The sequence below is a fragment of the Sciscionella marina DSM 45152 genome (assembly GCF_000379465.1).
Taxonomy (GTDB): domain Bacteria; phylum Actinomycetota; class Actinomycetes; order Mycobacteriales; family Pseudonocardiaceae; genus Sciscionella; species Sciscionella marina.
The window spans coordinates 177,681-202,815 of sequence record NZ_KB905425.1 but is presented as its reverse complement, the minus strand read 5'-3'; the positions used below and the strand labels follow the sequence as shown (position 1 = coordinate 202,815).

The following is a 25,135-nucleotide window of genomic DNA, read 5'->3' as shown; positions in this document are numbered from 1 at the left end:
TCCTGCGCTCCGTACCGCCCTGACGTGGAGAAATGTCCACAGCGTCCGCTTTGTACTTTAATTCCCCTTTACTGAAAGCTAAGTGTTCGAGTACCTGGGGGTCGGAGTGCCACGATGTGTCGCATAAGTCGTACTTGGCGCAAGGAGGTTCTTTGCCGTGACCGCGACAATCGGACAGGACAACCAGCAGGTCGGTGAACGGTTGCTGACCCCTGGTGAGGTCGCAACGTTGTTCCGCGTCGACCCCAAGACCGTGACGCGCTGGGCAACCGCCGGCCGTATCGGCTCCATTCGCACCCCCGGCGGGCACCGCCGGTTCCGCGAGGCCGAGGTCCAGTCGCTCCTCACGGAGTTGACCACCGAACCAGAACACCACTGATCGGTCGACACGAGCGGTAACCGACCGCGGGCGAGCACGGGTACGCTGGGTTGCAGACGTGCTCGGAGGTGGCTTGATGCTGTACCTGCTCGCTGCGGTCGGCGCCGTGACGATAGGGGTCGTGTTGTGGAAGCTGCTGCGGATGAACGATCCCACCCGGACGGATCAGTTCGTCCTGCCGCAGGAACGCGAGGAAGAGCAGGCGCAGCCGCAGCAACAGGGCCGGGTCATCGGCCCGGACGACGACCCGGAGTTCCTGCGTAGCCTGGACAAGTACCGCAACGACTGATCAGCGGGGGTTACCGGCGCCCCACTGCTGGTCATGGGGGAAATCCTGGGCCACAGTGGCCGCGAGCTCGAGCAGCGCGAGGCGGGTGGGCGCGGCGAGCCGGTCCAGATCGACCTCGGCCCCCTCTTCCAGGTGCGGGTCGAACGGGATCGGGCACACCGCACGGCAGCGTGCCGCGAAGTGCTCGGTCAACCGGTCCAGATTCACCTTGCCCGATTTGGGGCGCACCGAGCTGACCACGGTCACCGAACGGCCGACCAGGTCACGGTAGCCGTGCGCGTCCAGCCAGTCGATCGTCGCCGAGGCCGAGCGGGCCCCGTCGATCGAGCTCGAGGACACGATGATCAGCGAGTCCGCGATGTCCAGCACGCCCTTCATGGCGCTGTGCATGAGACCGGTCCCGCAGTCGGTGAGCACGATGTTGTAGAAGTGCTCGAGCAGGTCGATGGTGCGCCGGTAGTCGGTCTCGGAGAACGCCTCGGAGACCGCGGGGTCCTGTTCGGAGGCGAGCACCTCCAGCCGCGAGGGCCCCTGCGAGGTGTACGCGCGCACATCCGAGTAGCGGGTGATCCGGTTCGCGTCCCGCAGCAGGTGCCGCACGGTCGCGGTGGTCTCCAGCGGGATCTTCTGGGACAGCGTGCCCCGATCGGGGTTCGCGTCCACCGCGATCACCCGGTCCCCGCGCAGTGAGGCGAAGGTCGAACCGAGGGTCGCGGTGGTCGTGGTCTTGCCGACCCCGCCCTTGAGCGAGAGCATCGCGATCTTGTAGCAGCCACGCAGCGGCTGGTTGATGCCGGTGATCAGCTCACGGCGGCGGATGTCGGCCGGGCTCTCCCCCAGGTTCACCGCGTGTCCGGTGGCCACGTAGACGGCCTTGCGCCAGCCACCGCGCGGGGTGCGCTTGTTGTTCTTCAGCAGCTGCGCGCTGGACAGGTCCTGGGTGGCCTTGGAGGCGTGCCGCGCGAGGTCATCGGGCGCCGGTCCGGCCGGGCCCTGCGGGGTGTACGGGCTCTGCTGCGGCGGTTGCTGCGGGTACTGCTGCTGCGGCTGCGCGCCATAGTGGGGCTGCTGCTGCGGATAGTACCCGGACGGCTGTTGTTGCTGCGCGGCCTGCTGCTGCGCGAACCCTCCGGAGGCGGGCCCGTAGTTCGGCTGTGGCCCCTGCTGGTACTGCCCATAATCGGGCTGCGGCGGCGGTTGTCCCGGCTGATAGGCGATGGGCGGCTGCGCCGGGCTGGTCGGCTCACTGTCCTGCTGGCCCTCGCTGTTGTCCACAGCACCATTGGTGCCCGCAGCCTCCCCTGGCCACACGGCGCGCGTCGGCTCCTCCGGTGGTTGCCACGACGCGGTGTGCCGCCCGCCCTGCGCGTCGTCTGGTCCGAACCCTCCGGTCACCGGCGTCCTCTCTCTCCTTGTCGGTCGAACACGCTCTCCTGTCGACGGTAGCCTTCACCGCCGCATTGGTCCACGTAACAAGCGCGTTCAGGAAACGCCGGCGTAGGAGTGCATACCGGTAGTGACGAGGTTGATGAAGAACAGATTGAACACGGTGACGACGAACCCGATCGAGTTGATCGCCGCCGCCGGATTGCCCCGCCACCCCGCGGTGGACCGTGCGTGCAGGTAGATCGCGTACACCACCCACGCGACGAGCGCCACGGTCTCCTTGGGGTCCCAGCTCCAGAACGAACCCCAGGCGCGCTCGGCCCAGATCGCCCCGCAGATGACCCCGACGGTGTAGAGCGGGAAGGCGAAGATCGTGGTGCGGTACGCGACCCGGTCCAGTGCGTCCTTCGCGGGCAGCCGCTGCACGAACCGGGCGAGCTTGCGCGGGTTGCTCTCGTTGATCGAGCGCAGCAGGTACATCAGGCTGGCCACCCCGGGAACGAGCAGCAGACCGGTGGAGGCCGAGATGATCGTCACATGGATGACCAGCCAGTAGGACTGGAGCGCGGGCATCACCGGGGCCGCGTTCGCGTAGAGCACGGTCGCGCCGAGCCACATCAGCACGATCACCGGCAGCAGCACCCATGCCCCGATGCGGTGAATGGGAAACCGCTTCGCGAGCACCAGGAAGGCGCCGATCCCGACCGCGGTGATGAACGCGATGTACTCGTACATGTTGCCGAGCGGCCAGCGCTCCACCGCGAGTCCGCGCAACACGATCGAGGCGGCCTGCACCAGCAGCCCGAGCACGGTCAGCGCCACACCCATCCGGCCGAAGCGCGCGGAGAGGGGGCGGTCGTCGCCCTTCGGCGCGGGAACGTCGACGTCCACGGTGGAGTCGACGATCCCGGAACCGGGCAGTTCGGTGCCGCCGCGATCCTCACCGCCGCCCGCGGTGACCAGTTCCCGTTCCCGTGCGCGTGCCCGCTGCCGGTTGAACGCGACATCGGCAAGGTAGAGCACGAACGCGAACACGTAGATCGCGATCGCCGTCGCGAAGGCGTAGTCGCTGAACTGCGAGAGAGTCGCGTTGATCGCCATCAGTCGTCCTTCCCACGGGTGGCAGTGAGCAGCGCACGCGAGAGTTTGGTGAATTCCTCGCCGTATCCGGCCTGGTCGGTGCGGGCGAGCGCGCCGACGGTGATCAGGGTAGACCCGTCCGCAGCCGGCTTCGCCCGCAGCCACACCCGCCTGCGCTTGATGACCAGCGAACCGAACAGGCCGAGCAGCAGCGCGATCGCGAACACGAGCACCCAGACCTGGGTCGGATCGTGGGCGATCTCGAGGGAGGCGAACTTCTTCACTCCGTCGAAGCGGACCGCGGTGCCGTCGGCGAGCTTGGTCTGCTGCCCGGGCTTCAGGTTGACCCGGTCGACCCGGTGCAGCCGGTCCTGGGCGATCATCTGGTGATCGATCTCGTAGATCGACTGTCCCTTGCCCGAATCGACGCCGAGGTCACCCTGGTAGACATCGGCGGCGAACACCGGATCGCGCAGTTCCGGGTTCGTCGAACCGGCCAGCAGCTTGCCCTGCATGGCCGCGGTCGGCGCGAACAGCCCGGTGACCGCGAGTTGCTTCTTGCGTTGCTCGACCGGATCGGTGATCCCCGGCGTCTCGGTGAACTTCACCGCGCCCTCGGAGAAGTAGGTGCTCACCTCGGTCGGCCGGAACACCTGGGTCTGGGTGCGCTTCTCCCCGTTCGGGTAGGTCACGGTGACCGTGGGCGCGTAGCCGTGATCGAGGAGATAGACCCGATCCCCCGCGACTCGGAGCGGGTCGTTGACCTCCAGGTGATACGGGCGCCATTGACCTGTCTGCAGGTCCTTGCCCGACTGGTACTCGACATTGGACTCGTACTGGGTCGGCTGCCGGTTCGCCAGATACCGCGCCGTGAAGTCGTTGACCTTGACGCAGAAGGGCGCCAGGTTGGTGCCGTCCACCCGCGGTCCGGGAGTGAACGCGTCGTAGGCCAGCGGACCGGAGTTGCAGAACTGCGAACCGTCCGCGATGACCGCGACCTGTCCCTTGTAGGAGAACATGCTGCCCAGCGCCACCGAGATGATCAGGCCGAGCAGCGCGAAGTGGAACATCAGGTTGCCCACCTCGCGCAGGAAACCCTTCTCCGCGCTGATGGTGCGCACCCCGCTGTCCTCGGAGCGCTCCGCGATGCGCCAGCCGCGCAGCAGCGGGCGCGCACTGGCCAGGACCTCATCCGGGCTCGCGGTGACCGTGGCGGATGCCTTGTGCGGCAAGCGGTCGAAGTTCCGCGGCACCAGGACCGGCTGTTCCCGCAGCTGGCGCGCGTGCTCGACCGACCGCGGCAGCAGGCAGCCGACCAGCGAGATCATCAGCAGCAGATAGATCGCCGCGAACCAGACGCTGGAGTACACGTTCAGGAAACCGGTCGCGTCCAGCAGCCGCCCCCACCAGCCGTGCTCACTGATGTAGGTCTGGGTCTTGCCCTCGTTCAGCGAATGCTGCGGCAACAGCGCACCCGGCATGGTGGCCAGCGCGAGCAGGAAGAGCAGGATCAGCGCGGTACGCATCGAGGTGAGCCCGCGCCAGGTGTTGCGCAGGAAGGAAAGCACTCGATTCGGCCGCCGATTCCGTTGCGGCGAACCGGTTTCGGACACAGTGCCCGTCGTCATATCGGCAGCTCCGTATTCGAGACGAGGTTGCCCTGGATCCACGCGATCAGCGATCCCCACAACCCGGTGACGAGTGCGATACCCACGAGCAGCAGCAACACCCCGCCGAAGATCTGTACCCCGCGCACATGCCGTTTGATCCACGCGGTCGCGCTGATCGCCCAGCGCGCGCCGACCGCGATCACCACGAAGGGCAGGCCGAGGCCGAGGCAGTAGAGCACGATGAGCAGCACCCCGCGGGTGGTCGAACTGCCCGCCTCGGTGCCCGCGGTCAGCGAGAGCACGCCGGCGAGCGTCGGGCCGATGCACGGGGTCCAGCCGAGCGCGAACACCCCGCCCAGCAGCGGTGCGCCGATCAGGCTCGCGCGCGGGGTGAACCGCAGCCGCAGCGTGCGCTGCGCGCCGGGGACAAGGCCGATGAACACCAGGGCGAGCGCGATCGTGACCACCCCGCCGATGCGCTGCAACAGGTCCTCGTTCACCCGCAACGCCGTCGTCACACCGAACACCGTCACCGTGAGCGCGCAGAACACCACCGTGAAACCGAGCACGAACAGGGCGGCGGCCCCGGCGACCTTCCCTTTCCCGGTCCTCGGTTTCTTCTCGTCCGCGGTGACCGCGGGAGCGTCCGCGCCGACCAGTCCGGCAAGATAGGCCAGGTAACCGGGAACGAGTGGTACGACGCACGGTGATGCGAACGACACCAGACCGGCGAGCACCGCGACCAGCGCGGCCAGCAGAAGCGGCCCCGAAGCGGCGAGCTCGGTCGGGTTCACTCCTCGATGCTAGGCAGTGCTATTCGTACCCCGATCAGCAGGGTCGCGCGAAGGTGACGATCGAGTGAGCATCGCAGCGAGCCCTGCGAGCGAGGAGCGGAGTGAGTGAGGAACCGAGCCATATCGCAGCTCACAAGGGTTTCACGAGTGTGACTCAGCGATGGTAGCTTTTGCCGCGATGAGCAATCCGGACGATTTCGATGCTCTTCTCATCATCGTCGATTCGGTACACGATCCGGCAACTACCGCGACGCGCACCATGCAATCCGGAGAACTCATCGAACAGCGGCTTCCCGAGCCGCCAGGGATCGGTGGCAAGTGGGCCATCGATAAACTCAGCGCAGGCCGACGCGATCTTCTCCGGAAGCTTCGCGGGGTCACGGATAGCGCGCGGCGCAATGATGACCCGGTAGGACATAAACTCGACGGCTATTTCCCGATGCCGTAACGCGACTTGACCTCGTCGAAGTCGACCCCTTCGCCCGCATCAAGCTCGGCGACCCCTTCCCGGATCGCTTCGACTTCGCCCGGCGTGCGCAGAATCTCGAGCGTCTCCTCGAGCCCTTCGAGGTCATCAACAGAAAGCAACACGGCTGCCGGAGCGCCATGTCTGGTGATCGTGATGCGGTCATGTGTGCGCTCCACCTCGGTCACATATTCCGAGAGCTTGTCGCGCGCTTCGCCGAGTGGTACGGCTGTCAAGACATGAGCGTAGCCAAAAGTACGGGCAAAACTCAACCGACCAGCTTGTGCAGTTCCGTCTCCAGATCCGACTGCGTGAGCGGCACCAGGTACATCGCCGCCACGCGATGCTGCGGATCGAGCACCATGGTGGTCGGCACGGTGGAAAGCGGGTAACTGCCGATCGAGAGCAGTGATCGCCCGGCGGGGTCGAAGATCGAGGGGTAATTCAGCCCGCGGGTGCTGAGGAAATCGTTCGCCTGCTGCCGTCCGTCCCGGAAATTCACGCCGAGCAATTGCACCCGGTTCCCGAATTTCGCGGTGGCCTTCTGCAGATCGGGCGCTTCGGAACGGCAGGGCCCGCACCAGGAACCCCACACATTGATCACGACGGCCTTGCCCCGGAAATCGGCGAGCCGGATCTGTTTACCCGGATCGCGCACCGATTCGCCGTGAATCTCCGGGGCCGCCTTGCGTTCGGCTTCGGGGTAGAAGATTCTCGTCTTTCCGCCCGGCGAGGTGAACGAATAGGTGTTCGAGCCGTCGGTCACCGCGTCCTGCCCGGTGGAGCAACCGGCGAGCAGAACCGTGGTACAGACCAGAAGGATCAGTCGTTTCATGCGCCCGTCGTCCGTGGATTCGTCGCGCCCGCCGGTTGGCTGTACTCGATATCGACGAGCAGTTCGCCGTCGAACACGAGGCTGGTCACCGAGGCGAGCCCGCATTCGCGACGGCGTGGATCATGCCAGAGCCGCTTGCCTTCGAGGAATCGGCGCAGGGTCCAGATCGGCAGCTGGTGCGAAACGCACACCGCCTCGTGCCCGTCCGCTGCCGCGCGCGCGGCGTGGGCGGCGGCGAGCATGCGGTGCGCGATCTGCAGATACGGCTCGCCCCAGGACGGCAGGAACGGATTGCGCAGTTTCGGCCAGTAGACGGGCTGGCGCAGCACCCCGTCCCCGACCGCGACTTTCTTGCCCTCGAAGGCGTTTTCCGCCTCGATGAGCCGGTCATCGGTGCACAGTTCGAGCCGGTGCGAATCGGCGATCGGCGCCGCGGTCTGCTGCGCACGCACGAGAGGCGAAGCGACCACATGCGCGATATCGTTGCCCCGCAAGGATTCCGCGACGGTGATCGCCTGACGCTGGCCGGTCTCGGAGAGCTCGTACCCGGAAAGCCTGCCGTAGAGGATGCCTTCCGGGTTGTGCACCTCGCCGTGCCGGACGAAATGAACCAAGGTGTGAGTCATTGCGTCGCCTCGGCCGCGGCACGCGCCGCGTGGGGCAGCGCATCGGCGATGATCTCGAAGGCCTGCTCGTCCATGGCCGCGTTGACGAACACCGCCTCGAAGGCGCTCGGTGCCACGTACACCCCGCGCGCGAGCAGTTCGTGGAAGAAGGCCGGATAGCGCCAGCTCTGCGCGGCTTTGGCGGCCGCGTAGTCGCGCACCGGTTCCTCGCTGAAGAACACCGAGAACATGTTGCCCGCGCGCCCGATGGTGTGCGCGACCCCGGCCTCGGTGAGCGCGCCTGCGTAGAGCTCGCGCAGCCGTTCGGAGTTCGCGTCCAGGCGCCGGTACACATCCGCATCGGCGGCCCGCAGCGCGGCGAGGCCCGCGGCCACCGCGACGGGGTTCCCGGCCAGCGTGCCCGCCTGGTACACCGGACCGGTCGGGGCCAGCTGCGCCATCACATCGGCGCGCCCGCCGAACGCGGCAGCGGGCAGTCCGCCGGACATGACCTTGCCGAAAGTGAACAGGTCCGCGCGCACACCTTCCAGCCCGTACCAACCGGCGGCGGACACCCGGAACCCGGTCATCACCTCGTCCAGGATCAGCAGCGCGCCGTGTTCATCGCAGAGCGCGCGCAGCTTCGCGTTGAACCCGTCGTGCGGGGCGACGACCCCCATGTTCCCCGCAGCGGCCTCGGTGATCACCGCGGCGATGTCCCCGGATGCGAAGGCCGCGCGCACCGCCTCGATGTCGTTGTACGGCAGCACGATCGTGTCCTCGGCCTGCGCCCCGGTCACGCCCGGCGAGGTGGGCAGGCCAAGGGTGGCCACCCCGGAGCCCGCCTCGGCGAGCAGCGCGTCCACGTGCCCGTGGTAGCAGCCGGCGAACTTGATGATCTTGCCGCGCCCGGTGTACCCGCGGGCGAGCCGGATCGCGGACATGGTGGCCTCGGTGCCCGAGTTGACCAGCCGCACCTGTTCCACCGGTTCGACACGGCGGATGAGTTCCTCGGCGAGGTCCACCTCGCCCTCACTCGGGGTGCCGAAGGAAAGGCCATGGGACGCGGTCTCGCGCACCGCCTCGAGCACGCTCGGGTGCGCGTGCCCGAGGATCATCGGGCCCCAGGAGGACACCAGGTCGACATAGCGATTGCCGTCGACATCGGTGACGTACGGCCCCGAACCGGAGACCATGAACCTCGGGGTGCCGCCGACGGAATGGAACGCGCGCACCGGCGAGTTCACCCCGCCCGGCGTCGCGGCCTCGGCCCTTGCGAACAGTGCGCCTGAACGAGCTACTTGCTGTGCCACCCCACCAGTCTCCCACCACCGTAGGCTCGGCCCCGATGCGCCTCGACCAAGCACAGCGGCTGCTCGCACCGGTTCTCAAGCCTGCTGGGTGCGTTCCTGTTCGAGCATCTGCTGATAACGGGCCAGTTCCCGGGCCTCGGCGCGGCGGCCGCGGGGCCGGAACGCGAGGATCGACTGGCGGATCGCGTCGATGAACAGGAACCCGGCGATCAGGCAGAGCCCGATGCTCGCCCCGGCGAGATCGCCGTGCATCTTGGACGAGACCAGGTGGCGTCCATTGGTCCCGACATAGTCGACCTGGTAGTTCACCCCGCGCCAGATGAGCACGGCGGCGATGACCGCGGCCGCGATGAGAACGAGCTCGACCACGATGATCACCGCCCGGCCCGGCCGGTTCAACGCACTCATGACCATCAGTGTGGCACGAGCGCACGCAGCGCATCGCGCAACCGGTCCCCCTCGCGAGCCCAGGCGAGCACCACCGTGCCGTCCTCGAGCAGCAGGGGCACCTCGGCGAACCGTTTCGGCACCGCCCACAGACCGCCGAGCACCCGGGCCCCATCCGGCACATCCACCTCATCGACCGCGCGGATCCGTTCCACGGCAAGGGTTTCGCTGCCGATCCGGAGTTCCTCGGCGGTCAGCCGCACCGAACAGACCGCCCGGCGCGCCCGCACCCACAGCGCGATGCAGCCGGCGAGAACCGCGGCCACGATCAGCCACAGCCACACGTTGACCGGGCCGGTGAGCAGTTCGAGCAGCAACCCGGCCGCGGCGAACCCCGGTCCGAACGATACGGGCCACCACCGTGCGCCCGGATGCTCGTAGTGTGGTTCCGCCATCGCATCACCGCCGCGCGGCAAGGTATCCGTTCACCGAGGGCAGGAAGGAGAACACGAGGGCGCACGGCGGAATGACCGCCCACACCACCATGGTCACCCACCACAGTGCCGCGCCCGTCCCGTAGTAGGCGGCCAGGCCCGCGGTGAGCGCTCCGATCAGCTGCACCAGCACGATCGTCTCGCAGATCACCGCGCCGAAGGCGAGCCCGAGCCGGGCGTACCAATTGCCACCGCGCACCAGGAGGGCGAGCCAGCACTCCGCGATCCCGAGCACCACCACGCCGAACATGCTGAGCAGGAAATCTAGGCTGCCGAGTCCAGGAGACACTCCGGCGCCGGTCGCCCCGGCGAGCCCGCGCACGAGCACGCCTACCGGCCAGCAGATCCCGGCCACGAGCCACAGCGTCGTCGCCACGGTGAGCGCGAGCGGGCGGGCGCGCCGCTGCACGACCTGCTGCACGGGGTTCATCGGAGGAATGGGGTACTGGTTCATCGCCTGCTCAGCGTAGTCGTTCGCGGGTGCGCACATCGGCTTTCCTGGCGAAATACTTCATCGCCGGTCCGGAGAACATGCTGATGATCGCGGCGATCTCGGCCACGATGGTCGCGCCGTAGAACAGGATCCGCGAAGGGTCCTCGCTGATCACTTCCGGAACCATGAGGATGACCGAGAGCCAGCCGAGCCCGGAAAGCAGTGACCGCGCCCAGGACCGGCCCGCGCGCATCCGCATGATGAACACGCTCCAGGGCACGCACAAGGCCGCGAACACGAGCACCATGAGCAGCTGGGTCAGCCGGACGGTGTCCTGCAGCACGGCCTCGCTCACCGGGCCGCCCGCGCGGATGGCCTGCGAGCGCATCTCCGCGATCGCCGTCGCCGGAATCGTGTACGCGCGGACCGCGATACCGATCAGGTGCAGCGCGAGGGTGACGAACCACAGTCCGGCCGAGTTCCGGATCTCCTTGGGCACCGCCTGTCTGGTGTCGGGGTTCGTCACGACACCGACGTTACCTGCCCATCGCGGTGCGTCGCTGGTAGGCGATGTAGGCGTTGGTGTTCGGCCGGTAGGCGAACACCAGAGCGGCGATCGCGAGCAGATACTCCACCCCGCTGAGGATCTGCGGGGCGAGCGGCAGGGCGATACCCGGCATCACGGTCAGCGTCAGCACCAGGCTCAGCAGCTGGAAGAACACCAGGATCGCGGTGATCACGGTGAGCGTGACCCGGGCCCAGTTGCGGCCGTCCCGGAAGCGCAGCACGAACAGCCCCCACAGCGCGAGGCCGATCACCACGGTGAGCACGCTCAGCGCGGGTGATGTGCTCGGCATCGTCGTCATGCCCTGCTGGATCGGAAAACCCTGCCGGGCCAGTTCCGCGTAGGTCTCACGCTGGATCTGGCCGCTGTACACGAACGCGTTGAGCAGCCCGCTGACCAGATAGCAGGCCATCGCGGCGATCCAGAGCCGGAACGAGATCTCCAGGTCCTTCGGCCGCGCGGGCGCCCGCTCGATTCCGCCGGGCATCGGGGGCATGCCGCTGAAGTGCTGCCCCGGTTCCCGGTCGAAACCATTCGGAAAAGTCATGACAGAACGTTACTCCGCGAGCCAGCCGGCCGCTTCCGCCGCCCAGTAGGTCAGCACCATGTTCGCACCCGCCCTGCGGATCCCGGTCAGCGTCTCGAGCACCGCCGGTTTGCGCTCGATCCAGCCATTGGCGGCCGCGCCCTCGATCATCGCGTACTCCCCGGAGATCTGGTACGCCGCGACCGGGACATCCACCTGTTCGGCGACGGCGCGGACCACATCCAGATAGGGCAGCGCGGGCTTCACCATCACCGCGTCCGCGCCCTCCTCGAGGTCCAGCTCCACCTCGCGCAGCGCCTCGGAGAGGTTCGCCGCGTCCTGTTGGTAGGTCTTGCGGTCGCCCGTGAGCTGGGAATCCACCGCCTCGCGGAACGGGCCGTAGAACGCGCTGGAATACTTCACCGCGTACGCCAGGATCGAGGTGTGCACGTATCCCGCCTTGTCCAGCGCCTCACGGATCACGCCAACCTGGCCGTCCATCATCCCGCTCGGCCCGATCATGTGCGCCCCGGACTCCGCCTGGATCACCGCCATGTCCGCGTACCTGGCCAGGGTCGCGTCATTGTCCACCGAACCGTCCTCGGCGAGCACCCCGCAGTGCCCGTGATCGGTGAACTCGTCGAGGCAGCAGTCGCTCATCAGCACCGTGTCGTCGCCGAGGTCCGCGCGCAGATCGCGCAGGGCGAGGTTGAGGATCCCATCCGGGTCGGTCGCCCCGCTGCCCCGGGCGTCGTGCTCCCGCGGCACCCCGAACAACATCAGCCCGCCGACCCCGGCGCGCACCGCTTCCTCCGCGGCCTTGCGCAGGGATTCCCGGGTGTGCTGATACACCCCGGGCATCGAGTCCAGCGCGCGCGCCTCGTCGAGCCCTTCGGCGACGAACATCGGCAGGATCAGCTGGCGCGGCTCGAGCGTCGTCTCGGCGACGAGCCTGCGCATCGCGGGAGTGGTACGGAGCCTTCGCGGGCGGTGCGTCGGAAACACACCTCCAGCTTACGACGTACTCGCCCTGCCGGCTCAGGCGGTCAGCTGCTCGTGCATCCCCCGCAGCCGCACCGGGAATTCCGCGGGCGACCGCCCGGAGCCACGTCCACGAAGGTGAACGGCTCATCGCGCGTGCGGCCCTCTCCCCTGTTCTACTACCGCACGGAGAGTAGCATTCCGACTTCGCAACGCGCAGGAATTTCGGCGAAACACACACGAAAACGCCCCGGCACCATATCGATGCCGGGGCATTTCCTCCGCGTTCTCGCTCAGGCCTTACGGGTGCGCTTTGCCTTGCGCGGCGGGGGAAGCGCTCCCTCGGCACGCAGTTTGGCCGCGTGCGAGGCGAGGGCGTCGACCAGGTCCTGGACGTTGGCGTTGTCCGGGCGAACATCCACGCGCAGGCCGAACTCGACGGCGGTCTCGGCGGTCTTGGGGCCGATGCACGCGATGAGCGAGCGCGCATGCGGTTTCCCTGCGATACCAACGAGGTTGCGCACGGTCGAGGAGGAGGTGAAGCAGACGGCGTCGAATCCGCCGGTCTTGATCATCTCCCGGGTCTCGGCCGGCGGCGGCGCGGCCCGCACGGTGCGGTAGGCGGTGACATCGTCGATTTCCCAGCCACGGTCCCGCAATCCGGCCGCAAGGGTCTCGGTGGCGATGTCCGCGCGCGGCAGCAGCACCCGGTCGACGGGGTCGAGAATGTCGTCGTGCGGGGGGAAGTCCTGCAGCAGTCCTTCGCTCGACTGGTCACCGGAGGGAATGAGTTCCGGGATGACGCCGAATCCGCGAACCTTTTCCGCGGTGGATTCACCGATGCAGGCGATCTTCACGCCGGAGAACGCCCGCGCGTCGAGACCGAATTCGGCGAATTTCTCCCAGACCGCGCGCACCGCGTTGGCCGAGGTGAACACGACCCACTGGTAGCGGCCGTCGACGAGCCCCTTGACGGCGCGCTCCATCTGCGCGGGAGAACGCGGCGGTTCGACGGAGATGGTCGGCACCTCGGAAGGAATCGCGCCGTGGATACCGAGCCGCTCGGACATCTCCCCGGCCTGCTCCTTGGTGCGCGGCACGAGGACCTTCCAGCCGTAGAGCGCGCGGGATTCCCACCAGGACAGCTTGCCCCGGTTGGCGACCTCGGCGCCGACGGTGACCACGAGCGGCCCGATGAGCTCACCGGCATCCCTGGCCAGTGAGTCCAAAGTGGACTCGACGGTGCGCTGCTGGTGCCCGGTGCCGCCGGAGGTGACCGCGACCGGGATGGAACCCGCATGCCCGGCCTCGATGAGCGAGCTGGCCGCTTCGGCGAGGTTCGCCCCGGCGGCGTGCAGTACGAACGGTCCCGGCGATGCGGCGAGCACCGGCCAGTCGACCTCGCCGCGGATATCGGCCTCGGTGTGCGTGGAACCGAGCGCGATTCCGGCATAGGTGGGCACCGCGGTCGAAGAGGAGACCCCGGGGATCACGTCGAAGGCGATGCTGGTGCGGGAGACCGCTTTCGCTTCGGTGACAGCGGATTCGAGGGTGAACGGGTCACCGTGAATCAGCCGGACGACGTTGTTTCCCGCCTTCGCCTCGTTCACCAGATCCTTGGCGATATCGGCCTGTTCTCCCGCCGCGGTGCGCAGTTCGGCCTGCTCGCCGATCGAATCGAGAATGGCCTGCGGCACATCGGCGTCGTGCACGACGAGTCCGGCCTTCGCGAGCAGGGTGCTCGCCCGTACCGTCAGCAGTCCGGCATCGCCGGGGCCGGAGCCGACGAAGGCTATCCGGCCTTGTGTCTTTCCGCGCGTCATCTTTCCTCTTACTCCATCATCAACAGGTCGATCCAGGTTCTTTTGGTTGCTGCCCAGCTCAGTCGGCGCTGCGCTTTTCAGTTGGCACTGGGCAGCGATACCGCGCCACGGTCCAGCAGTTCAGCCGCGACCTCGCGCCCCAGTGCCTCGACTCCGGCCAGCTCGCCGAGTCCGGAAGCCCGGAGCAGTTCATCGTCCGGAGTGGCCGCGACCCCGCGCAGCGAGACCCGCTCCACGACCTTGCCCTGCTCATCGAGGTCCTCGACGACCTCGGCGAGCGCGCCCACCGGGGCCTGACACCCCGCTTCGAGCGTGGCCAGCAGCGCCCGTTCCGCGGTGACCGCGGCACGAACGCGCGAATCGTCCAATGTGGACCGAAGCAGGTACTCCACGTCCACGTCCTCGCACCGGCATTCCACGGCGAGCGCGCCCTGGGCCGGTGCCGAAAGCATCTGCAGCGGGTCCAGCAGTTCGGTCACCTGACCGAAATTGCCGGTCCTGCGCTGCCCGGCCGCCGCGAGCACGACCGCGTCCACCTCGCCGTCGTGCACCTTGCGGATGCGGGTGTCCACATTCCCCCGGATGCCGACCACCTCGAGACCGAGGCCGAGCGCACGCAGCTGCGCTGCCCGCCGCGGGGAACCGGTGCCGATCCTGGCCCCCGGCGGCAGCTCGCCGAGGGTGAGCCCGTCCCGCGCGATCAGCGCGTCCCTCGGGTCCTCCCGCTCGGGCACGGCGGCCAACGAGGTCCGCGGGTCCGGTCCGGTCGGCAGGTCCTTGAAGGAGTGCACCGCCACGTCGACGGTACCGGTGGCCAGCGCGTCGCGCAGTGCGTTGGTGAACACACCGACCCCGATCTCGCTGATCGGCCGTTCCCGGTCGGCGTCCCCGGGGGTGCGGATGATGACGATCTCGGTCTCGGTTCCCGCGGCGCTGAGCCGGTCGGCGACGAACTCGGCCTGGGCGAGCGCGAGCGCGCTGCCCCGGGTACCGATGTGCAGCCGGTTGGTGGAATTCGATCGCACCGCGCTCAACGCGGTCCTCCTTCGGTTTCGGACACCGCGACCGGCGCGGTCGGGTCGAGGTTGAACAGCTCGCGCAGCGCGTCGGCGTACTCGATCCCACCGGGATCCGAGGCGAGCTCCTTGACCCGGACGGTCGGGGTGTGCAGCAGTTTGTCGACGACGCGGCGCACGGTGTAGCCGAGTTCGGCGCGCACCTGATCGTCGAGTTCCGGCAGCTTGGCGTCGAGCCGGAACATCTCGGCGTCGACGACCTCGGCGGCCCGCTTGCGCAGGGCGGTCACGGTCGGGGTGACCGCGGCGGAGCGCTGCCCGTCGAGGTAACCCTTCACTTCCCTGGTGACGATCTCCCGCGCGATGCGGGTCTCCGCGCCGCTGCGGCTGCCGGTGAGCCGCCGCTGCAGCGATTCGATGTCCACGATCGTGGTTCCGGGCAGCTCGGCGACCTCCGGGGCGATGTCCCTCGGCAGTCCCAGATCGCACAGCACCAGCCGGTCCCGCACGGCGCGGCGCACGGTCTCCGCGTCGAGCACGACCTCGCTCGCCCCGGTCGCGGTCACCACGACATCGGCGGAGCGCAGCTGCTCGGCGAGGGTGTCAAGGCCCACGGCACGCGCGTCGGTGCCCTCGGCCTCGATAGTGGCCGCGAGCCGCCGCGCGTTCTCCATGGTGCGGTTCGCCACGATGATCTCGCCGACCCCGGCACGACGCAGGTGCGCGGCCGCGAGCCCGCTCATCGCGCCCGCGCCGACCAGCAGCGCGGTGCGGCCCTCGAGCCCGCCGAGCGCGCCCTTGGCGTCCTCGAGCGCCTCGGAGACCACCGAGGCACCCGCGTGGTCGATCCCGGTCTCCGAATGCACCCGCTTGCCGACCCGCAGCGCGGTCTGGATCAGCTCGTGCAGCACCTGGCCGGCCGCGCCGCGCTCGATCGCCGCCTGGTAGGCGGCGCGTACCTGGCCGAGGATCTGCGGCTCGCCGATCACCATGGAGTCGAGCCCGGATGTGACGGTGAACAGGTGCTCGATCGCGGCGCCCGAGTAGTAGACGTAGAGGTTGTCGACGAGTTCCTGGGTTTCGCACCCGGCCGCGCGGGAGAGCACCGAGCTCACATCGGAGAGCCCGCCGTGGAAGGTCTCGACCGCCGCGTACACCTCGACCCGGTTGCAGGTGGACACCACGGCGACCTCGGAGACATTGGCGCAGCCGAGCAGTTCGTCGAGCAGCTTCGGCAGGTCCGCACCGCTGACCGCGGCCCGCTCGAGGGTGCGCACATCCGCGGTCCTGTGGGAGAGCCCAACAGCAAGCACGCTCATGACGGGTTCGTCACCATCCCGTTCGTTCCTTCTTCGGCCGCACGCGTACCGGCCCGCCGCGCCACGTGGAATGACAGGATCTGCATCTCCACGGCGAGGTCGACCTTGCGTACCTCTACATCGTCCGGCACCACGAGCTCAACGGGTGCAAAGTTCAGGATGCACCGCACGCCCGAAGAAACCAAACGCGCGCACACCGACTGCGCCGAGAAAGCGGGCGTCGCGATCACCCCGATCGTGATCCCGCGCTCGGCGCACACCTCGGCGATGTCCTCGATACGCGAGACCTGGATGCCTCCTACCGGCACACCCAGCAGGTCCGCGTCCACATCGAACAGCGCGCGAACCGGGAAACCCCTTCCCGGGAAGCCGCCGTAGTTGGCCAGGGCGTGACCAAGATTACCGATCCCGACGACCGCTACGGCCTGGTTCGCGGTGAGGCCGAGGACACGTTCGATCTCCTCGGTGAGCACCCGGACGTCGTAGCCGACCCCGCGGGTGCCGTAGGAACCGAGATAGGAGAGGTCCTTGCGCAGTTTCGCCGAGTTGACCCCGGCAGCGGCGGCCAGTTCCTCGCTGGACACGCTCGTGACCTCGGTTTCGGCCAGCGAGGAGAGCGCACGGAGGTACACGGCGAGACGGGAGACCGCGGCCTCCGGAATCGGACCGTGCTGTCCGTGTGCACTCTTGGCCACGTACTCGCTCCCGAGGGGTTCATGCTTGACCGGCGCGCAGGCGGGAATACCGCGCGTATGCGCCGGGCATCAAGGTATCCAACTCGGGAACGATTACACAAAACGGCTGGTCAGCCGGTTCTACAGCGCCTTATCGATGATGAAGATCGTGGCGTTGGCCGCCTTGATGTTGCCGCAGATCACGTTCGCCTTCGCGCCATCGGACCCGGTCACGGTCAGCTCGTCCCCGGAGCCGGAGACACTCACTTTGCCGTTGCCCGCGAGCGTGCTGAACTGCTTGCCCTCGGTCAGTGTGGACCGGTTCTGCTGCTCGGTGAGCACCTGCCGGCGCAGCTTGTCCGCACTGTTCGGCGCGGTGGCGCTGTCGGTCGTGGCGAACACGGTGTAATGCTCGCCCTGCTTGTTCAGCTCCGGCCCGAACGCGGCGCGCTGCACGGCGTCGGAGAAGTTGGCGAGCATCGGGATCTTCGCGATGGCCTCGGCGGCGGGGAGGTCACCGGTCTGCGCTTGCGGCAGCTTCGAGCAGGCCTTGCCGAACGGCGCCCCCGCCTCGTTCGACGAGCTCGCCGGGGTGGCCGAGTTCGCGCCGTTCAGCGGTGCCATGGCATTGCCGTCGCTGACCTCGTTGCCGCCCTTGGCGGGCTCCTCCCGGTTCGTGCAGCCGGCGACCGTGATCGCCGCGATGATGGCAAGGGCGACCGCACCGGCCGGTTTCTGGAACTTCCGCACTTCTGCCTCCTCCTTCATCCGCCGGCCCTATCTTCCCCGCACGGCTTCGCCGGGTTATCGGTGGGTACGGCGAACCGGCTCGGTGAACACCGTGGAGACCGGGCCCTCCTCGTCGTAACCATTCTCCGCGAGCCAGCGGATGAGCACCGAGCGCACGCTGGCCAGGGTCGGCCGCTGCGCGGGGTCGGAGTGCAGCACCTCGCCGAGCAATCCGGCGTGCACGCTGTGACCTGGCAATTCGCGCGGATTCTCGGCCCGGGCCGCGGCCATCAGCGCGGCCATCGGTGTCTCCCTGGTGCCCCGTGGCGGCTGGCCGCAGAGCGCGAAGCTGACCGTGGCCGCGAGCTGCCAGGCGTCCGAGGCGGGCGAGGCACCCTCCCCGGAAGCGGTCTCCGGCGCGAGGAAATCGGGTGTGCCCATCATCATGCCGGTCTGCGTGAGGGTCGAATCGCCGGCGCTGCGCGCGATACCGAAATCGATCAGGTGCGGTGCGCCCTCCGGATCCAGGATGATGTTCGAGGGTTTCACGTCCCGGTGCAGCACACCCTGCTGGTGGGCGTCGTCGAGCGCACCGGCCATGGTGGCCCACAACCGCGCCGCCGCGATGTCGTCCAGCCCGCCACCGGCCGCGCGCACCGAATCGGAGAGCGAGGAGCCGGCGATGTACTCCATCACCAGGCCCATGCCCTCGGGTTCGCTGGCGATGTCGAAGATCTTCACGCAGTTCGGGTGCCGGACCGCGGCCAGCGCGCGGGCCTCGCGCATCATGCGCTCTTCGGTCTCGGCGTCCGGGGCGTGCGCGAACTTCACCGCGACGGTGCGGCCCAGATTGGTGTCCTTGGCCAGCCACACGGTGCCGAACCCGCCCTTGCCCAGCTGGCGGATCTTGCGGAACCGGCTGCCATCGGCCGGGATCGTCTCCGGGTCGTCCTCCATGAACGGCAGCGGCCCCGGGGTGTCCGCGAGCCGGTCACCGGACAGCTCCGGTTCGGGTTCGGGCTCCGGCTCATAGCGCGGCGCCGGGATGCGATCGATCACCGACCAGCGCGGCGCACCGGGGAGCAGCACCAGCAGCGAGCCGATGAGCAGCATCGGCACGTAACCGAGCCAGGCGGAGACCATCACGTTCGCCGGGAGCCCGAAGGTGGCAAGGATCAGCAGCACGTGCGGGATCCACAGGCACAGCCGGCCCGGCCAGCGCGGCCCACGGCGGAACGCGGCGCGGGCGAGCAGCGCGATGCAGATCAGCCCGACCAGCGGCACCCCGGCCAGCAGCGCGACGTAGATGACCTCCACCGCGCGGCCGTTTCCCGAGGAGGTCAGCGCGTGCCAGACGTCCGGGCCACCTGCGAAGTACGAGCCCTGCTGGCGTACGAAGCAGGACCGGCCGCTCGTGTCGATCCGCCCGGAGCCGAGCACCTGCCCGAGCGCACGGAAGGCCAGCCAGGGCAGCAGGGTCGCGCCGACCAGGCCGAGGACGCCGAACACCATCAGCAGCGGAGCCGGATAGCGATTGCCGGTCCCCTTGCGCACGATCGCGAAGACCAGCGCGATCAGCACCGGTACCAGCGCGAACACCGCACCGGCGAGCGCGGCCGTGGAGAGCCAGTCCCCCTTGCAGAACGGGAACGGGATGATCCTGTGCAGCGAGGTCACCAACGCAGCGACGAGATCGGTCACCAGGTCCACTTCCCCGTTCTGCTCGGGCTGCCACGTACAACTCTCCCCCACGATAGATGGCGACCACAGCGACGGATGTCATGGTGCGCACCCGTGTCGCTACCCCGAACGGCGGTAATTGCTCAGCGGGCCCCCGCCGACCACCGCTGGAACAGGCGCGCGTAGGCCCCTTCCTGCCCGAGCAGTTCGGTGTGCGGGCCGAGTTCGGTGATCCGGCCGCCCTCGACGACGGCGACCCGATCGGCCGAACGCGCGGCACCGAGCCGGTGCGCGATCACGATCACCGTCCGGCCCGCCAGGGTCGCGGCCATCGAGCGGTCGAGCTCCCGTGCGGAGTCCGCGTCGAGCAGTGAGGTCGCCTCGTCGAGCACCACGATCCGCGGATCGGCGAGTACGAGCCTGGCCATCGCCAGCTGCTGGGCGCGCGCGGCACCGACCGTGACCGCGCCGTCGACGTCGGTGTCGGTCACCCCGCCGCTGATCATCGTGTCCAACCCGGCGGGCAGTTCGCCGAGCCAGTCGCCGAGGCCTGCCGTGCGCAACGCGGCGAGCATCGGCTCGTCCGCCGAGCCCGATTCGGTCATGGCGAGGTTCTCCCGCAGGCTCGCGGAGAACACGTGCTGTTCCTGGGTGAGCAGCACCACCTGTTCGCGGATCCGTTCCAGGCCCAGTTCGGTCACCGGGACCCCGCCGATCCGCACCGATCCGCCGGTGGGTTCGTACACCCCGGCGATCAGCGCGCCGAGGGTGGATTTGCCCGCACCGGAGGGGCCGACCAGCACGACCCGTTCCCCCTCGGCGATCTCCAGGTCCACCCCGTGCACCACCTCGTGACCTTCGCGGTAACCGAACCGGACTCCCTGCAGCCGGACCTCGTGCCCTTCGGGCCGCGGGTTCGGCCGCGCGGTGTCCTCGTGGTCGGCACGCAGCTGCTCGACGCCGAGGATCCTGCGCAGCGCGGCCGAGCCGGTCATCAGCTCATCGACCCACTTCAGCAGCTCGTAGAGCGGGTCCGAAAGCGCTTGCGCATAGAGCACCACCGCGGCGAGGGCGCCGATGCCCACCAGGCCGGACTGGTAGCTCCACCAGCCGATGAACAGGATCGCGAGCAGCGGGAGCACGTAGGCCAGCTCGGCGCCCGCGTCGAAGGCACCGATCAGCCGGGCCTGGTTGCGCCCGTTCGGCCGGAGCACGCCGAGCACGAGCGCGTTCACCGTGATCCGGCGCGGCGCCCTGCCCAGCTGATCGAGCACCCGGCCACCGTCCACCGTCTCCGCGATGGCCGCCTGCGCATCGGCCGCCGAGGCGAGCTCGACATCGATCGCGGTCCGCATCCTCGGCCGATACCAGCGCACCGCCACCACGAACACCGGGACCGCGATCAGCATGCCCAGTGCCGGAAGCGGGGCGGTGAGCAGCATCGCGACCGCGGTGAACACCACCGTCACCGTGGCGACGAGGATCTCCGGTACCGCCTTGCTCAGCCCTTCGTCCAGCTTGTCCACATCCGATGTGGCCCGGGACATCAGGTCACCGCTCGAGGTGGACTCCACCGTGGCCAGCGGCAGGCGCAGCGTGGCGGCCACGAATCCCCGGCGCGCACTGGCGAGCAGTTTCTCGCCGAGCATGATCCCGCGCAGCCGCGCGTACCGCAGCAACACCGCCTGCACGATGAGGACCGCGAGGAAGGCCAGCGCGAGGCCGTCGATCGTCTCCACCGTGGTACCGGCCACGACCACGTCGAGCAGGTGACCGAGCAGGCGGGGCGCGATCAGGCCGACGACCGTCGAGGCGGCGAAGCAACCGAGCGTCACCGCGAAGGCCGCCTTGTTCGCCAGCGCGGTGTCGATGATCCAGCGCCGGACACGCGCCGCGTCCGCGAGCGGGAACCTGCGCATCACACCGGCTCCCGTTCGTCCGCGGACTCCGGCGTCACCCGGAGCCGCACATCCGCCACATCCGTCCACAGTGGACTCTGACTGAACACCACGGTCGTCTTCCCCGCGCGCAGCCGCGCGATCCGGGCAGCGATGCCAGCCTCGGTGTGCGCATCGACCGCCGAGGTCGGCTCGTCCAGGACCAGTACATCCGGATCGGTGGCCAGCGCCCTGGTCAGCACCAGCCGCTGGCGCTGACCGCCGGACAACGATCGGCCCCGCTCATCGAGCAGCCCGTCCGGGATCTGCCCGAGCACCTCCTCGGCCTGCGCGGCATGCACCGCGCGCTCGACCGGCAGCCCGCCCTCGGTGGCCAGTTCCTCCTGTACCGGACCGGAGAACAGCAGGTCACCACCGGAAGCGAGGAGCATCCGCGCGCGCAGCCCGGCACGGGGCACCTCGGCGAGATCGACCCCACCGGCGAGCACCCGGCCGTCCGGTTCGGCCTCGCCGAGCCGGACGAGCCGCTCGGCGAACCCGGCCGCGTCCGCACCGGCGTCCACCACGGTGAGCCGGCCCGCCGGGAACACGAGCCCGGTCTCCGCATCGCGGAGGTCCAGGTTTCCGGGAGGAAGTTCGCGTGGACTGCCCGGTTCCGCCGGTTCGATGCCGATCTCCAGCACCCGGCACACTTTTCGCGCGGCGACCAGCGCCGAGGTCACCGAGTCGATCGCGGCCGTGGTGACGGCGACCGGGACGACCAGATAGGCGGCGGCCCCGTAGAAGGCGATCAGCTCGCCGACGGACAGCTCACCGGCCACGACCAGGCGGGCACCGAGCCAGGTGATCGCGACGGTGACCAGACCGGGAAGCAGCACCTCGCCGAACGAGAACCAGGAGTCCACCCGGCCGACGGCGACCCCGGCCGCACGCACCCGTTCACTCGCGCGGTCGAAGCGTTCCCCGAAGGCGCGCTCACCGCCGATACCGCGCAGCACCCGCAGCCCGGCGACGATGTCGGCCGCCATCGTGGCCGCCTCACCCACCTGCTCACGCTGGCGTGACTGCCTGCGCTGTAGGGGGCGGACCAGCGGGCCGATGCCGAGCACCGCGAGCGGCACCCCCACGATCACCAGGGTGGCCAGCAGCGGTGACCGTGGGAACAACAGCACCGCGACGACCACGAAGGAGACGAGCGCCCCCACGATCGCGCCGATGAACTCCACGAACTCGGCGATGTGGTATCCGTCGGTCGTGCCCGCGGTCGCCACCTCGCCACCGCGCAAGCGTTTCCGTACCGCGCCACCCGCCTCGGCGGAATGGTCGTGCACCAGCTCCTCGACGTCCCAGGCGACGTGCGTCCAGAGCAGGCCGGACAGATACGGCCCGAAGGCACCGCCGAGCACCATGGCCGCACCGAGCGCCGCCATCAGCAACACCTGCGAGACGAGGGCGTCGAAGTCACCCTTGGCGATCCCGTCATCGATCGCGGTACCGATGACCAAGGGCAGCACGGCGGTCGGCACGATCTCGACGCTGCCGAGCACGACGGCGCCGAGAATGAGGCCGACGCGCCTGCGCAACAGCGACCGGAGGAAGCGGACCGGGCCGCGTGAATCAACACCCCGCACGACTGTGCAGGCTAGCCACGGACGCGGGCGCTCAACCACCGGTTTTCCGGCGTCACCGACCCCGGGGCCGCACCTTGCACGAGGCAGCTATCCGGTTGTGGACAGCTTCATCGCCCAACGGCGCCCCCAGTCTGCCCCGGTTACCCGGGCGGGTTCGGTGTCAGCGGTTCGTGGCCCCGGTGACCGCACTCGCCCACTGCTCGCCGGCCAGCACCACGTGATCGAGGAAACGCAGGCCGAGCGTGGCCGCCGCGTCCATGAGGACCTGGCTGGAGCGCTTGTCCTGCCAGCTCGGCTCCGGGTCACCGGAGGGATGGTTGTGCGCCAGGGCGAACCCGCGGCCGTCCTGGCGGAGCACGACGTTCAGGATCTCCCGCAGCGGGAGCGGGACCTGATCGATACAGCCCTCGGCGAGCACGATCCGGTACCGCAATCGATCCCGCGCATCGGCCACCAGCACCACGAGCCGCTCCGTGCGCGCACCGAAGAACAGCGGCCGGGCGACCGCGGCGATCTCACCCGCCTCGTGCAGGTCGGACGCCGGCTCCACGGGTTCTCGCGCCCGCGAAGCGAGATGGAAGGCCGCGACCAGACTGGCCGCCTTCACCGTTCCCACCCCGGCCATCCTGGCCAGCTCCTCGGGACGGGCGTTCGCCAATCGCTGCAGGCCGCCCTGCTCGGCGAGCAACTTGGCGGACACATCGAGCGCGCTCGCCCCCACCTTGCCGTTGCGGAGCAGCACCGCCAGCAACTCGGTATCCGTGAGCGCCTGCGGGCCGAGTGCGAGCAACCGCTCCCTCGGACGCTGATCCCCCGGTATTTCCGTCATCGGTATCGACATCGTCGTCTCCCCACAGTTTTCGGCTGATGCCGGACATGGTGCCCGGGACCACCGACAGAAACGTGGCCTTCGCCACGGGAGAGCGCGCGATCGGCGGAGAAAAATGGCCGTCGTGGCGTTGCGTAGACTGAACACACCGAGCGATCACATACCGCGACGGTAACTTCATCCACTCGTGGGGTGACCAGGTATTGATCTCAAGGCATGATACTCATCGATGGTTGCCGAACAGACCGGAAATGACGCATGCTCGCAGTCCAGCGAGCCGGTCAGAACCGTCTGCGGCTTGAATAACGGCTTGAACGAGCCCGGCTCCGACAAACGGAGTACAGGTCAGCGAGCGGAGAGGGGCACGCACCATGGTCGCGCCGGCAAGCGCAGAGACACCGCCTGGTGTCGACCTGCGCAAGCTCGCCGCGCGCCTCGCATGGACGTTCCTGTTCACCGTCGGACTGGTGCTGTGCTGCTCGGCGCTCGCCTCGGCGGCCGAGAAACCCGCCGACGGGCAGGGTAGCCGGCAGCAGGAAGAGCCCGCCGAGCACTCACCGGGTCTGCTCGGCGGGCTGACCAAGGGACTGACCGGAACACTCGGTTCCACGGTCCGCAGCCTCCCGGTCGTCAACCAGATCGTGCAGGAACCGAAGCCGGACACGTCCGCTCCGAAGCCCTCGCACTCCTCGGGCTCCGGCGGACACTCCGGCGGCGGCCTCATCGAGCTCCCGATACACGGCCACCAGTCGCCGAGCCACGTCGACGGGTCCCCGAGCGCCGGCGGTTCGTACGTCTCCGTGCCGGAGAAGCCGAGCAAGAGCGAGCCGGCACCGGCCAAGCAGGAACAGCAGACGCCGGCCAAGCCGCGCAAGCCCGTCGAGCGCAGTACGCAGCGGCACATCGAACCCACGCACCCGGTGTCGGCCCCGCTCGTCTCGAGCCAGCAGATGAGCTCGGCGAAGCCGCACGCCGATGCGGGCACCTCGAAGGCCACCGAACAGCGGCACAACCAGCAGCTTCCCGAGCCGGTGCCCGCCGATCAGGGCGGTCCGACGGCCACACAGGGACATTCCGGGGCCGGCGGCGGCGATCGGGGCGGAAACGGCGGAATGTTCGCCATTCCCGCGCCTGCCGATCAGCTCACCGTTCCCTCGGCGCGGCTCGCCGATGCGGCCCACGCGGTCCGGCATCCGAGAACCGCGCCGAGCAGGCCGAGCGTCTCCCCCGACTGACCGAGGCGAGTTCCGCGGGACCCGTGTGTCCACGTACCCCTCTCCCGGCCGAATATCCCGGCCATTCCTCGCTGTTCCCGCACGAACCCAACTGACCGCCGGCGCCCCGACAGGCTCCCGATCGGTTCACCGCGCCCGAACCGATCGGGTATCGCCCC

The 25,135-nt window shown here is 68.9% G+C and carries 27 protein-coding genes; 3 read left to right on the top strand and 24 right to left on the bottom strand.

Features of this window, described 5'->3' with window-relative positions:
- Positions 1-157: 157 nt before the first annotated feature.
- Together A37U_RS0134115 and A37U_RS0134110 are read left to right on the top strand one after the other, a co-directional pair.
- Entirely contained in the window at positions 158-379 is a 222-nt protein-coding gene (locus A37U_RS0134115; protein WP_020501152.1) for a BldC family transcriptional regulator, read from the top strand.
- Positions 380-455: 76 nt separating this feature from the next.
- Positions 456-668, top strand: a complete 213-nt coding sequence (locus A37U_RS0134110) for a hypothetical protein (protein ID WP_020501151.1) — start codon at positions 456-458, stop codon at positions 666-668.
- On the opposite strand, the gene A37U_RS0134105 is transcribed toward A37U_RS0134110, so the two are convergent.
- The 24 genes from A37U_RS0134105 to A37U_RS0133990 all read right to left on the bottom strand — a co-directional run bounded on the left by A37U_RS0134105 (position 669) and on the right by A37U_RS0133990 (position 23,742).
- The gene (locus A37U_RS0134105; protein WP_020501150.1) at positions 669-2,063 is read right to left on the bottom strand and encodes a MinD/ParA family ATP-binding protein; all 1,395 of its coding nucleotides are present in this window, start codon (positions 2,061-2,063) and stop codon (positions 669-671) included. It lies immediately after the preceding gene.
- Between the two features lie 87 nt (positions 2,064-2,150).
- The gene (ccsB, locus tag A37U_RS0134100) at positions 2,151-3,155 is read right to left on the bottom strand and encodes a c-type cytochrome biogenesis protein CcsB (protein ID WP_020501149.1); all 1,005 of its coding nucleotides are present in this window, start codon (positions 3,153-3,155) and stop codon (positions 2,151-2,153) included.
- Positions 3,155-4,762 (bottom strand): cytochrome c biogenesis protein ResB, encoded by a 1,608-nt coding sequence (resB, locus tag A37U_RS0134095; protein WP_020501148.1) that lies wholly within the window; start codon positions 4,760-4,762, stop codon positions 3,155-3,157. The genes ccsB and resB overlap by 1 nt, the downstream gene beginning before the upstream one ends.
- Entirely contained in the window at positions 4,759-5,538 is a 780-nt protein-coding gene (locus tag A37U_RS0134090; protein WP_020501147.1) for a cytochrome c biogenesis CcdA family protein, read from the bottom strand. Before A37U_RS0134090 ends, resB begins: the two co-directional genes overlap by 4 nt.
- Before the next feature lie 154 nt (positions 5,539-5,692).
- Positions 5,693-5,956, bottom strand: coding sequence for a type II toxin-antitoxin system RelE family toxin (locus tag A37U_RS50545; protein WP_083934150.1), 264 nt, complete (start codon positions 5,954-5,956; stop codon positions 5,693-5,695).
- An 11-nt stretch (positions 5,957-5,967) separates the two neighbouring features.
- Positions 5,968-6,240 carry a type II toxin-antitoxin system Phd/YefM family antitoxin gene (locus A37U_RS0134080; RefSeq protein ID WP_020501145.1) on the bottom strand — a complete coding sequence of 91 codons (273 nt, stop codon included), beginning with the start codon at positions 6,238-6,240 and terminating at the stop codon, positions 5,968-5,970.
- A 32-nt stretch (positions 6,241-6,272) separates the two neighbouring features.
- Positions 6,273-6,839, bottom strand: a complete 567-nt coding sequence (locus A37U_RS0134075) for a TlpA family protein disulfide reductase (protein WP_020501144.1) — start codon at positions 6,837-6,839, stop codon at positions 6,273-6,275.
- Positions 6,836-7,465: a histidine phosphatase family protein gene (locus A37U_RS0134070; RefSeq protein ID WP_020501143.1), complete on the bottom strand. Its 630-nt coding sequence runs from the start codon at positions 7,463-7,465 to the stop codon at positions 6,836-6,838. Before A37U_RS0134070 ends, A37U_RS0134075 begins: the two co-directional genes overlap by 4 nt.
- Positions 7,462-8,757 carry a glutamate-1-semialdehyde 2,1-aminomutase gene (gene hemL / locus A37U_RS0134065; protein ID WP_026197910.1) on the bottom strand — a complete coding sequence of 432 codons (1,296 nt, stop codon included), beginning with the start codon at positions 8,755-8,757 and terminating at the stop codon, positions 7,462-7,464. The genes A37U_RS0134070 and hemL overlap by 4 nt, the downstream gene beginning before the upstream one ends.
- A gap of 75 nt (positions 8,758-8,832) precedes the next feature.
- Positions 8,833-9,165, bottom strand: a complete 333-nt coding sequence (locus A37U_RS46775; protein WP_051111805.1) for a hypothetical protein — start codon at positions 9,163-9,165, stop codon at positions 8,833-8,835.
- Between the two features lie 5 nt (positions 9,166-9,170).
- On the bottom strand, positions 9,171-9,599 hold the full coding sequence (locus A37U_RS0134055) for a DUF3093 family protein (RefSeq protein WP_026197909.1): 429 nt from the start codon (positions 9,597-9,599) through the stop codon (positions 9,171-9,173).
- Between the two features lie 4 nt (positions 9,600-9,603).
- Positions 9,604-10,128 (bottom strand): hypothetical protein, encoded by a 525-nt coding sequence (locus A37U_RS0134050; protein WP_020501139.1) that lies wholly within the window; start codon positions 10,126-10,128, stop codon positions 9,604-9,606.
- On the bottom strand, positions 10,100-10,597 hold the full coding sequence (locus A37U_RS0134045; RefSeq protein ID WP_020501138.1) for a hypothetical protein: 498 nt from the start codon (positions 10,595-10,597) through the stop codon (positions 10,100-10,102). The genes A37U_RS0134050 and A37U_RS0134045 overlap by 29 nt, the downstream gene beginning before the upstream one ends.
- A gap of 10 nt (positions 10,598-10,607) precedes the next feature.
- Positions 10,608-11,183, bottom strand: a complete 576-nt coding sequence (locus A37U_RS0134040; protein ID WP_020501137.1) for a hypothetical protein — start codon at positions 11,181-11,183, stop codon at positions 10,608-10,610.
- Between the two features lie 9 nt (positions 11,184-11,192).
- The gene (hemB, locus tag A37U_RS0134035; RefSeq protein ID WP_026197908.1) at positions 11,193-12,167 is read right to left on the bottom strand and encodes a porphobilinogen synthase; all 975 of its coding nucleotides are present in this window, start codon (positions 12,165-12,167) and stop codon (positions 11,193-11,195) included.
- Between the two features lie 269 nt (positions 12,168-12,436).
- Positions 12,437-13,966, bottom strand: a complete 1,530-nt coding sequence (locus A37U_RS0134030; RefSeq protein WP_020501135.1) for a bifunctional uroporphyrinogen-III C-methyltransferase/uroporphyrinogen-III synthase — start codon at positions 13,964-13,966, stop codon at positions 12,437-12,439.
- A gap of 77 nt (positions 13,967-14,043) precedes the next feature.
- Complete coding sequence (gene hemC, locus A37U_RS0134025; protein WP_020501134.1) at positions 14,044-15,000, bottom strand: hydroxymethylbilane synthase; 957 nt, start codon at positions 14,998-15,000, stop codon at positions 14,044-14,046.
- Complete coding sequence (locus tag A37U_RS0134020) at positions 14,997-16,301, bottom strand: glutamyl-tRNA reductase (RefSeq protein WP_020501133.1); 1,305 nt, start codon at positions 16,299-16,301, stop codon at positions 14,997-14,999. The genes hemC and A37U_RS0134020 overlap by 4 nt, the downstream gene beginning before the upstream one ends.
- Positions 16,298-16,996 (bottom strand): redox-sensing transcriptional repressor Rex, encoded by a 699-nt coding sequence (locus A37U_RS46770; protein ID WP_020501132.1) that lies wholly within the window; start codon positions 16,994-16,996, stop codon positions 16,298-16,300. The genes A37U_RS0134020 and A37U_RS46770 overlap by 4 nt, the downstream gene beginning before the upstream one ends.
- 120 nt (positions 16,997-17,116) lie before the next feature.
- A complete protein-coding gene (locus tag A37U_RS0134010) occupies positions 17,117-17,725 on the bottom strand; it encodes a fasciclin domain-containing protein (protein WP_020501131.1) in 609 nt (202 codons plus the stop codon).
- A 54-nt stretch (positions 17,726-17,779) separates the two neighbouring features.
- Entirely contained in the window at positions 17,780-19,456 is a 1,677-nt protein-coding gene (locus A37U_RS0134005; protein WP_240437771.1) for a serine/threonine-protein kinase, read from the bottom strand.
- A 71-nt stretch (positions 19,457-19,527) separates the two neighbouring features.
- Positions 19,528-21,303 (bottom strand): ABC transporter ATP-binding protein, encoded by a 1,776-nt coding sequence (locus tag A37U_RS0134000; protein ID WP_020501129.1) that lies wholly within the window; start codon positions 21,301-21,303, stop codon positions 19,528-19,530.
- Positions 21,303-22,913, bottom strand: a complete 1,611-nt coding sequence (locus A37U_RS0133995) for an ABC transporter transmembrane domain-containing protein (protein ID WP_020501128.1) — start codon at positions 22,911-22,913, stop codon at positions 21,303-21,305. Before A37U_RS0133995 ends, A37U_RS0134000 begins: the two co-directional genes overlap by 1 nt.
- A gap of 160 nt (positions 22,914-23,073) precedes the next feature.
- Positions 23,074-23,742, bottom strand: a complete 669-nt coding sequence (locus A37U_RS0133990) for a JAB domain-containing protein (RefSeq protein ID WP_020501127.1) — start codon at positions 23,740-23,742, stop codon at positions 23,074-23,076.
- A 371-nt stretch (positions 23,743-24,113) separates the two neighbouring features.
- Here A37U_RS0133990 and A37U_RS0133985 point away from each other — a divergent pair, with 371 nt between their 5' ends.
- Positions 24,114-24,977, top strand: coding sequence for a hypothetical protein (locus A37U_RS0133985; RefSeq protein WP_026197906.1), 864 nt, complete (start codon positions 24,114-24,116; stop codon positions 24,975-24,977).
- Positions 24,978-25,135 lie beyond the last annotated feature (158 nt).

Excerpts from the sequence above, each read along its gene's own strand:
- A37U_RS0134110 (WP_020501151.1), top strand. The coding sequence starts at position 456 with ATGCTGTACCTGCTCGCTGCGGTCGGCGCCGTGACGATAGGGGTCGTG.
- ccsB (WP_020501149.1), bottom strand. The coding sequence starts at position 3,155 with ATGGCGATCAACGCGACTCTCTCGCAGTTCAGCGACTACGCCTTCGCG.
- resB (WP_020501148.1), bottom strand. The coding sequence starts at position 4,762 with ATGACGACGGGCACTGTGTCCGAAACCGGTTCGCCGCAACGGAATCGG.
- A37U_RS50545 (WP_083934150.1), bottom strand. The coding sequence starts at position 5,956 with ATGTCCTACCGGGTCATCATTGCGCCGCGCGCTATCCGTGACCCCGCG.
- A37U_RS0134075 (WP_020501144.1), bottom strand. The coding sequence starts at position 6,839 with ATGAAACGACTGATCCTTCTGGTCTGTACCACGGTTCTGCTCGCCGGT.
- A37U_RS0134070 (WP_020501143.1), bottom strand. The coding sequence starts at position 7,465 with ATGACTCACACCTTGGTTCATTTCGTCCGGCACGGCGAGGTGCACAAC.
- A37U_RS46775 (WP_051111805.1), bottom strand. The coding sequence starts at position 9,165 with ATGAGTGCGTTGAACCGGCCGGGCCGGGCGGTGATCATCGTGGTCGAG.
- A37U_RS0134055 (WP_026197909.1), bottom strand. The coding sequence starts at position 9,599 with ATGGCGGAACCACACTACGAGCATCCGGGCGCACGGTGGTGGCCCGTA.
- A37U_RS0134050 (WP_020501139.1), bottom strand. The coding sequence starts at position 10,128 with ATGTGCGCACCCGCGAACGACTACGCTGAGCAGGCGATGAACCAGTAC.
- A37U_RS0134040 (WP_020501137.1), bottom strand. The coding sequence starts at position 11,183 with ATGACTTTTCCGAATGGTTTCGACCGGGAACCGGGGCAGCACTTCAGC.
- A37U_RS0134030 (WP_020501135.1), bottom strand. The coding sequence starts at position 13,966 with ATGACGCGCGGAAAGACACAAGGCCGGATAGCCTTCGTCGGCTCCGGC.
- A37U_RS0134020 (WP_020501133.1), bottom strand. The coding sequence starts at position 16,301 with ATGAGCGTGCTTGCTGTTGGGCTCTCCCACAGGACCGCGGATGTGCGC.
- A37U_RS0134000 (WP_020501129.1), bottom strand. The coding sequence starts at position 21,303 with ATGCGCAGGTTCCCGCTCGCGGACGCGGCGCGTGTCCGGCGCTGGATC.
- A37U_RS0133990 (WP_020501127.1), bottom strand. The coding sequence starts at position 23,742 with ATGACGGAAATACCGGGGGATCAGCGTCCGAGGGAGCGGTTGCTCGCA.
- A37U_RS0133985 (WP_026197906.1), top strand. The coding sequence starts at position 24,114 with ATGGTCGCGCCGGCAAGCGCAGAGACACCGCCTGGTGTCGACCTGCGC.